Origin of the sequence: Stutzerimonas nosocomialis (assembly GCF_005876855.1) — a bacterium.
In the GTDB taxonomy this organism is placed as follows: Bacteria; Pseudomonadota; Gammaproteobacteria; order Pseudomonadales; family Pseudomonadaceae; genus Stutzerimonas; species Stutzerimonas nosocomialis.
The window spans coordinates 125,902-133,000 of the sequence record NZ_QLAE01000011.1 but is presented as its reverse complement, the minus strand read 5'-3'; the positions used below and the strand labels follow the sequence as shown (position 1 = coordinate 133,000).

Genomic DNA, 7,099 nt, shown 5'->3' with positions numbered 1-7,099 from the left:
AACTAGCCGCCTTCCTCAGTGCTGGGACAGCGGCAACGGGCCGCTCTTGAGCAGTCGCTTGCCCAGCTCGATGCCCTTGAGTTCGATGAAGTGGTAGGTGAAGGCCGACACCGCCAGCACGATCGCCAGTTCCAGCAGCGTCACCAGCACGTCGCCGGCCACGCTGCCGGTGGTGATGTAGCGCATGATCTCGTCGCTGCCGGGCTTGGTCAGGATACGCGTCAGCTGCATGCCGGTGAGTTTCGACAGCACCATCGCGGCGCTGGTGAAGGCGAAGATCACCGCGGCGTGGGTCAGGTAGATGGAGAACGACAGGGTGCCCAGGCGCGCGATGGAGCGCAGCCGCATCAGGTCCGACACGACGCCGCGCTCGAAGGCGAACACCAGGATCACCCCGCAGAACAGCAGGCTGGCGACCAGCCCCTGGTGCTGGCCCTCGGTGGTGAGCGTCCGGTAGATCAACAGCAGGCAGAGCACTTCGAGCAGGCTGAACAGCGCGCGGTCGTCGATCCGCTCGACCCATGCCCGGATGCGCCGGTAGACCATGTGCACCAGCGCCCCGGCGAAGAAGCAGGACGCGCCGCGCCAGATGAAGGGCTTGATCAGCTCGAGGTTGACGAACAACGCCGAGAAGGCGATCAGCGACATCAGCAGGAACACCTGGGCGCTGTAGCGTGGCAGCGTCAGCAGCACCACGCCCATCACCATGTATAGGTAGTACTCGATGCTGATGCTCCACGCCGGCACGTTGAACGAGACGCTGTTGAACCCGTTGAACCAGGACTGCAGCAGCAGCGCGTTGGGAATGATCTCGCCGGGGGCGGTCTTGCCCGTGAAGGCGGGGTCGTTGAAGGTGAACCCGTGGCGCTCGGCCCAGAGCTTGCCGAACTCCAGCCCGATGAACACCGCCAGCATGGTCAGGTGCAGGGGAAACAGCCGGAAGGTGCGGCTGACGATGAAGCGCTTGAACACCTGCCGGTCGAATACCCGCCCGCCATAGGCGTGGTGCATGACGAAACCGCTCAGTACGAAGAAGAACTCGACGAACAGGTCGGCGTGTCGAAACAGGGGCAGCTCCGAAAAGCTCAACAGGATCTGCGTGTGGAACAGCACCACGGCCATCGCGCAGATGCCCCTGAAACTGTCCAGAACCTCGAATCGCCCCTTGGCGGCTGTGCTTGCAGCGGCTGGCATGGAATCCCTCCTCATTGTTTTTGCACGACGCACGAAGGCCTTGCCTGGCACGACGTGGTGAAACCCTTGTGCTGATATCAGCTCCTTTCCCTGAGATCAGGTGGCCATCAGAAGAGTTCATGCCGCCTGTCATGAAATGTTGCAATTGAGACGAAGCGCCCGGGAGCCGGGCATTCCGGCGCCTTGGGCGCCGCCCATCCATCCGGCGGAACCCCATCCGGGCAGCGGCTTCTACTGAGGAACCGACACCTTTTGCGGCCGCGACGGCCGCCTCACCGGAGGCCCCATGTCCATTACCCTCAAACCGCTGCGCGAACAGGTCATCGTCATCACCGGCGCCTCGAGCGGCATTGGCCTGGCGACCGCGCGGATGGCCGTCGACGCCGGCGCGAAAGTGGTGCTGGTGGCGCGCAACGAAGACGCGCTGATCGAGATCGAGCGCGAACTCAAGAGCGGCGACAACGTGCTCTACGTGGTGGCCGACGTCGGCGAGCGCGAAGACCTGGAACGCGTCGCCCGCGAAACCACCGCCCGCTTCGGCGGCTTCGATACCTGGATCAACAACGCCGGCAGCTCGATCTGGGGCCGCTTCGACCAGGTCAGCGACGAGGATACCCGTCAGGTCATGCGGACCAACTTCTGGGGCACCCACTACGGCTCGTCCATCGCGGTCGCGCACCTGCGCAACAAGGGTGGCGCGCTGATCAACATCGGCAGCGTCGAATCGGTAGCCGCCCTGCCCTTCCACGCCAGCTACAGCGCCAGCAAGCACGCCATCAAGGCGATGACCGACGTGCTGCGCCTGGAACTGGAAAAGTCCGGGACGCCGATTTCCGTCACCCTGGTGCGCCCGGCGTCCACCGACACGCAGTTCATGGACCATTCGAAGAACGTCATGCCCAGCGCGCCGATCTTCCCGCCGCCGGTCTACGCGCCCGAGGTGGTCGCCCAGGCGATCCTGCATGCCGCCGAACATCCGCAGCGCGACGTCTACATCGGCAACGCCAAGCTGCTGTCGCGGCTGGCCGAGAATGCGCCGCGCCTGACCGACTGGGTGCGGCGCAGCGTCATCTACGACTGGCTGCAGAGCGGCAAGCCCGACAGCAACCGCAAGGGCGCCCTGCATGCGGCCGACCCCACCGTGGACGGCCATGCCTCCGGACGCTACCCCGGGCACGTCGCCCAGAGCAGCCTCTACACCCGCGCCTCACAGCACCCGATCGCGACCACCGCGGCGGTGGCGCTCGGCGCGCTGGCGCTGTTCTCCCTGGTCGGCCGCAAAAGGCACTGACCCGCCTGGCGGCCGACGGACTGCCCTGCTTTCGGGGCGCTCCGAGCAAGCCGACTTCCGGAGGCTTGTGTTGATTCGCGCCGGGAAGAGGCTGGGCGCCCGACTCAGGAGTGAGGGCATGGCCAATGCCCTGAAGCTCGCGGTCAAGACCGCGAAAAGGATGCCGGAGCGCCCAAGGTCGGGCGCTCTCATCACCCGCTCGCGGCGTCCGCCGCTGTTCGCTCACTCGTTCAGCTGAGGTTCAGCGGGGGTTCAGCAAGCGTTCAGTGCCCCCGGGGCAAAGTAACTCCCGTACAGCAACCGCTGCCTTGGAAAGGAGTTACCGATGAACAAACTGCATACCCTGGCTCTGGCCACCACCCTCAGCGTATTCGCCGTCGGCGCCCAGGCTGCTGACAACTTCGTCGGCTTCACCTGGGGTGAAAGCACCACCAACATCGACCGTTCGAGCGCGCTGAAGCAGAACATGAACAACCCCCAGTTCGATGACGTGATCAAGAACAGCGGCACCTGGGGCATCCGCGGCGGCCAGATGACCGACGAAGGCCGTTACTACCTGACCTATGAAAACGTGTCGGACGACTACGGCAGCAGCCTCAAACTGCGCCAGCAGAACCTGGCCGCCAGCTACGACCACTTCATCCCGCTGGGCGACACCACCCGCCTGTTCGGCGGTGCCAGCGCCGGTCTGACCAAGCTGGAGCAGGAATCGCGCGGTTACAGCCGTGACAGCGATATCGGCTACCTGATCGGCCTGCAGGCCGGTATCCTGCAACAGCTCGGCGACCAGGCGTCCGTCGAAGCCGGCTACCGCTACATGCGCAGCAACGCAGGCACCGAAGTGTCCGAGCACGGCGGCGGCAAACTGGGCTCGATCGACCTGCACAGCACCAAGCAGGTCTACCTCGGCTTGAACTACCACTTCTAAGTCGAGCCCTGGAAAAGCGGCCGGGTCATGCCCGGCCGTACCTATTGGCCGGCCTTTTTTCGGCCGTTTGCATGGGAGTACAGGATGAAGATGCTGGTGGTGGAAGACGAGGCGCTGCTGCGCCACCACTTGCAGACCCGGCTTGGCGAAAGCGGTCATGTGGTCGATGCGGTCCCCAACGCCGAAGAGGCGCTGTATCGAACCCAGGAATACAACCATGACCTGGCCGTCATCGACCTGGGTCTGCCGGGTATCAGCGGGCTGGACCTGATCCGTCAGCTGCGCAGCCACGGCAAGCGGTTCCCTATTCTCATCCTGACGGCGCGCGGCAACTGGCAGGACAAGGTCGAAGGCCTGGCCGCCGGTGCCGACGACTACGTGGTCAAGCCGTTCCAGTTCGAAGAGCTCGAAGCGCGGATGAACGCCCTGCTGCGGCGCTCGTCGGGCTTCACCCAGGCCACCATCGAGGCCGGGCCGCTCAAGCTCGACCTCAACCGCAAGCAGGCGCTGGCCGGCGACGAACCGCTGAACCTGACGGCCTATGAGTACCGCATCCTCGAATACCTGATGCGTCACCAGCAGCAGGTGGTCGCCAAGGAGCGCCTGATGGAGCAGCTGTACCCGGACGACGAGGAGCGTGACGCCAACGTCATCGAGGTACTGGTCGGACGGCTGCGGCGCAAGCTCGAAACCCAGTGCCAGATGAAACCGATCGAGACCGTCCGCGGGCTGGGCTATCTGTTCACCGAGCGCTGCCGGTGATCCGACCCCTGCAGCGCCTGGCGCTGCGCGGGCGGGCGATCTCGCGGGGCGAGATGTCGCTGCGCACGCGCCTGATGCTGGGCGCCGCCGGCCTGGCCGTGCTGTTCATGCTCGCCCTGCTGCCGGCCCTGCAGGGCGCCTTCCGGATGACCATGGAGGGGGTGATCGAACAGCGCCTGGCCGCTGACGCCAGCACCCTGATCACCGCCGCGCGGCTGGAAGACGGCCACCTGCAGATGCCCGAGCGCCTGCCCTACGAGGAGTTCAACCTGCCCGAGGCGCGTCTGCTCGGCTACATCTTCGACCGCGACGGCGCGCTGGTCTGGAGTTCCGGCTCGGCGGTGGACGAGTCCATCGACTACCGCGCCCGCTACCAGGGCGGCATCACCGAGTTCGTGCGCATCCGCGATGCCGCCGGCGAGGAATATTTCGTCTACGACGTCGAGCTGCAGCTGGACAACGGCCCGGACAGCGCCTTCAGCTTCATCACCATGCAGCCGGCCAGCGAATACCAGGGCATGTTCACCGACTTCCGGCGCCAGCTGTACCGCTGGCTCGGTGGCGGCCTGCTGGCCCTGCTGGCGCTGCTCTGGCTGGGGCTGACCTGGGGCTTTCGCTCGCTGCGACGGCTGAGCGCCGAACTCGACAGCATCGAATCCGGCCAGAGCGAGGGCCTCAGCGACCGCCATCCCCGCGAGCTGCTGCGCCTGACCCGCTCGCTCAACCGCCTGCTGGAAAGCGAGCGCCGCCAGCGCGAGCAATACCGCAACTCCCTGGGCGACCTGGCGCACAGCCTGAAAACCCCGCTGACCGTGCTCCAGGGCGTGGGCGAGGTGATCGCCACCCATCCCGACAACCGCGAGCAGGCCCAGGTGATGCAGAGCCAGATCGAGCGCATGAGCCAGCAGATCGGCTATCAGCTGCAGCGCGCCAGCCTCGGCAAGAGCGGCCTGGTGCGCTACCGCGTCGAACTGCTGCCCTTGCTCGAAAGCCTCTGCAGCACGCTGGACAAGGTCTACCACGACAAGCGGGTCGAGGTGGACATGCGGGTCGGGCGCCATTGCCGGGTGCCGATGGAGCGCGGCGCGCTGATGGAAATGCTCGGCAACCTGCTGGAAAACGCCTACCGCCTCTGCCTCAAGCGCATCCGCATCAGCGTCGAGGGCGACGGCGAGCTGCTGCTGAGCATCGAGGACGACGGCCCCGGCGTTCCAGTGGACCAGCGCGCACGCATCCTCCAGCGCGGCGAGCGGCTCGACCTGCAGCACCCCGGCCAGGGGATCGGTCTGGCCGTGGTCAAGGACATCATCGACAGCTACGGCGGCGAACTCAGCCTCGGCGAATCCTCCCTCGGCGGCGCGGCCTTCCGGATTCGCCTGGGGCTGGATTGAGCCGTATCCGAGGGCACGTCGCGAAACAACCTGCGGGGCCGCGCTTGCAACCTGCAGTCCAAGCGGCCGCCACGCGCCTTCGCCGTCAGGTCCCGCCCTTCAGGCGCAGCCTGAGCCAGGGCCGCCCATCGGCTCCATCGCCATCCCGAACCACGTCGAACACCGCCGTTGCCGGCGTGAGCGGCACATCGGGCAGCGGCAGGAAATCGCCATGCGCGCGCAGGTGCATCTCGCTGTGCACCACCTGCCCGGCCTCGCGGAACACCATCAGCATTTCGCCGTCGCTGCCGGACTCGCCCCGGGCCACCAGCGCACAGCGCGCCCGCGACAGCGCGAGGGCCTGGCAAACCGACGCGCGAGGGGTATAGGGCGCGAACAGCAGCAGCTCGTCCCAGGGAAAGCGCGTCAGTTCGGCCAGGGTGACGCGCTCGCTGCCACGCTCGTGCAGCGCGAGATCCAGGGCGCGACTGACTTCGCCCTCGCCCGCGCCGAACCACAGCCCGCAGCCCGACAGCAATGACGCCAGCAGGCCGGCGGCCAGGACGTGGCGCAGCTCAGGCATCCCCGGCCTCCTTCAGCGACTTGATCAGGTATTTGGGCGATTCCTCGTAGCCCTGCCGGGCGTAGAAGCCGTGGGCCCGGGTGCGCCGCTGGTGGCAATGCACCTCCAGGCGATCGCAGCCGCGCTCGCGGGCGAGTCGCAGGGCCGTCGATTCCAGCAGCGCACCGACGCCCAGGCTGCGCGCGCCCTCGTTCACGCACAGGTAGCTGATCCGGCAGAAGGCGCCGGGCAGCGCCAGCTGCGGGATGAAGTGCAGCGACAGCAGCCCGAGCAGCCGCTCGCCGTCCGCGGCGACCAGGGTGCGGGCATCGGGGTGTTCGGCCAGCTGCGCCAGGCGCGGGCCGAGCCCGGCGTCCGGTGGATAGTCCAGATCGGCCAGCAGTTGGCCGATCGCCTCGACATCGCCTGCGACAGCGTCGCGAATCTGCATGGGTGACTCCCTGGAAATGAAGAGTGGCGGCCCCTACGAGCCCGCCTCGTCGTCGAAGCGGCTCAGGCAGGCGGCAGCCTCGCCCAGTTGCTCCTCGTTGAACACCGCGACCCCGTGCTCGCGCAGCAGCGCGGTCGTGGCCCCCTCGCCCGGGCGCGTCACGCCGCCGAAGCCTCCGTCGTAGATCAGCGAACTGCCGCATGAGGGGCTGCGCTCGGTGAGCACGGCGACCCGGATGCGCTGCTCGCGCACCAGCGTCAGCGCCTGCTCGGCACCCCTGACGAAAGCCTCGCTGACATCGTTGCCCCGGGCATCGACCACCTGCGCCTGGCCGCGCAGAACGGCGCCACCGCCGGCGCCTCGAATCTCCGCCGGCGGGCGCGGCGTCGGCAGGCCGGCCGCGACCTCCGGGCACAGCGACACGACCCGGCCCTCGGCGATCCAGCGCGCGAGCACGCCATCGCTGACGGCCTTGTCCGAGCCGTTGTAGCGCACCCGGGCACCCAGCAGGCACGCGCTGACCAGAACCTTTTCCACGCGG

8 protein-coding genes are annotated in these 7,099 nt (G+C 67.2%); 4 read left to right on the top strand and 4 right to left on the bottom strand.

All coding sequences use genetic code 11. The features are described 5' to 3' along the window. Window positions 1-15: 15 nt before the first annotated feature. A complete protein-coding gene (locus DN824_RS09500; protein ID WP_158295376.1) occupies window positions 16-1,194 on the bottom strand; it encodes an acyltransferase family protein in 1,179 nt (392 codons plus the stop codon). A gap of 286 nt (window positions 1,195-1,480) precedes the next feature. On the opposite strand from DN824_RS09500, the gene DN824_RS09495 reads away from it, so the two are divergent. From DN824_RS09495 to DN824_RS09480, 4 genes are all read left to right on the top strand, one after another. After that, window positions 1,481-2,485 carry an SDR family oxidoreductase gene (locus DN824_RS09495; protein ID WP_138408130.1) on the top strand — a complete coding sequence of 335 codons (1,005 nt, stop codon included), beginning with the start codon at window positions 1,481-1,483 and terminating at the stop codon, window positions 2,483-2,485. Between the two features lie 325 nt (window positions 2,486-2,810). Next, window positions 2,811-3,413, top strand: a complete 603-nt coding sequence (locus tag DN824_RS09490) for an outer membrane beta-barrel protein (RefSeq protein WP_138408128.1) — start codon at window positions 2,811-2,813, stop codon at window positions 3,411-3,413. An 84-nt stretch (window positions 3,414-3,497) separates the two neighbouring features. Beyond that, the gene (locus DN824_RS09485; protein ID WP_138408127.1) at window positions 3,498-4,175 is read left to right on the top strand and encodes a response regulator; all 678 of its coding nucleotides are present in this window, start codon (window positions 3,498-3,500) and stop codon (window positions 4,173-4,175) included. 53 nt (window positions 4,176-4,228) lie between these two features. Beyond that, window positions 4,229-5,566, top strand: coding sequence for an ATP-binding protein (locus DN824_RS09480; RefSeq protein WP_138408149.1), 1,338 nt, complete (start codon window positions 4,229-4,231; stop codon window positions 5,564-5,566). Window positions 5,567-5,651: 85 nt separating this feature from the next. Here the strand turns inward: DN824_RS09480 and DN824_RS09475 are convergent, their stop codons facing one another. From DN824_RS09475 to DN824_RS09465, 3 genes are read right to left on the bottom strand one after another with little or no spacing between them, the layout of a single operon-like run. Next, a complete protein-coding gene (locus tag DN824_RS09475) occupies window positions 5,652-6,128 on the bottom strand; it encodes a hypothetical protein (protein ID WP_138408125.1) in 477 nt (158 codons plus the stop codon). After that, window positions 6,121-6,558: a GNAT family N-acetyltransferase gene (locus tag DN824_RS09470; protein WP_138408123.1), complete on the bottom strand. Its 438-nt coding sequence runs from the start codon at window positions 6,556-6,558 to the stop codon at window positions 6,121-6,123. The genes DN824_RS09475 and DN824_RS09470 overlap by 8 nt, the downstream gene beginning before the upstream one ends. A 33-nt stretch (window positions 6,559-6,591) precedes the next feature. Next, window positions 6,592-7,095: a 2-thiouracil desulfurase family protein gene (locus tag DN824_RS09465; RefSeq protein WP_138408122.1), complete on the bottom strand. Its 504-nt coding sequence runs from the start codon at window positions 7,093-7,095 to the stop codon at window positions 6,592-6,594. Window positions 7,096-7,099: the final 4 nt, after the last annotated feature.